Consider the following 730-nt stretch of genomic DNA (forward strand, 5'->3'; position numbering starts at 1 on the left):
ATCGTGGTATTGCCGATGGTGGCGGTTTCGCCACTGTCAGGGTCAGTGACCGTGATAGTCCCGGTTGTTGAGGTATCCTGGTCAGTGACCTGTCCGGTGGTGTCCCCGGTGACGACAGCCGCATCATTGGTGCCGGTCACGGTCACCACAATCTCATGGGTTGAGCCGTCAGAGGCGGTGAGGGTAAAGGTGTCGTTGGCTTCCTGTCCTTCTGGCAGGGACTGGGCTTTGTCCGGATCGACGGTGTACGTCCAGTTGCCGTCCACTAATTCGAAGGTGCCGTAGTTGCCTTCGATGGTGGTGTTGCCAATGGTGGCGGTGTCGCCACTGTCAGGGTCAGTGACCGTGATAGTCCCGGTTGTTGAGGTATCCTGGTCAGTGACCTGTCCGGTGGTGTCCCCGGTGACGACAGCCGCATCATTGGTGCCGGTCACGGTCACCACAATCTCATGGGTTGAGCCGTCAGAGGCGGTGAGGGTAAAGGTGTCGTTGGCTTCCTGTCCTTCTGGCAGGGACTGGGCTTTGTCCGGATCGACGGTGTACGTCCAGTTGCCGTCCACTAATTCGAAGGTGCCGTAGTTGCCTTCGATGGTGGTGTTGCCAATGGTGGCGGTGTCGCCACTGTCAGGGTCAGTGACCGTGATAGTCCCGGTTGTTGAGGTATCCTGGTCAGTGACCTGTCCGGTGGTGTCCCCGGTGACGACAGCCGCATCATTGGTGCCGGTCACGG

The 730-nt window shown here is 59.5% G+C and carries 1 protein-coding gene; it reads right to left on the bottom strand.

Going from position 1 to position 730, the window contains the following annotated elements:
• Positions 1–730: VCBS domain-containing protein (locus GMA8713_RS27615; RefSeq protein WP_198159602.1), on the bottom strand; the 730-nt coding region annotated here is incomplete at both ends.

The organism is Grimontia marina, assembly GCF_900060185.1.
Lineage (GTDB): Bacteria > Pseudomonadota > Gammaproteobacteria > Enterobacterales > Vibrionaceae > Enterovibrio > Enterovibrio marinus.